The organism is Streptomyces sp. P17, from assembly GCF_032436805.1.
Lineage (GTDB): Bacteria > Actinomycetota > Actinomycetes > Streptomycetales > Streptomycetaceae > Streptomyces.
In genome coordinates, this window is sequence record NZ_JAVRBF010000527.1 from 1 (window position 1) to 323 (window position 323).

Consider the following 323-nt stretch of genomic DNA (forward strand, 5'->3'; position numbering starts at 1 on the left):
GCCGCGGCGGGGGTGCAGTCCCCGTTCATTCCCCGCGCAAAGATCTCGCCAGCACAGGCGCGGTCGGTTGCGTTGGAAATCATGGTGCGTGTCCAGGTGGCATGGGTCAAAGCCATAAGCGCGTCGATTGAGCGTGCCGAGATCCCAGCGTTCTTGAGTGCGATGACGACGCGGGCGATGATGACCTGAACCTCGGCCAGATCGCGCTGTGCCTGGACAACGGCGCGGTCCGGCTCACTGAGCGCCGCCTTGAGGAACGGGCCATAGGTGTCATCAATCGCCTTGCGGATTCGTTTCTCAGCCGCCGGCCAGTCGTAATGGGC

1 protein-coding gene is annotated in these 323 nt (G+C 63.8%); it reads right to left on the reverse strand.

Translation table 11 applies throughout. The annotated features are described in order from the left end of the window. Positions 1-323: hypothetical protein (locus RMT89_RS41975; protein ID WP_315889014.1), on the reverse strand; the 323-nt coding region annotated here is incomplete at both ends.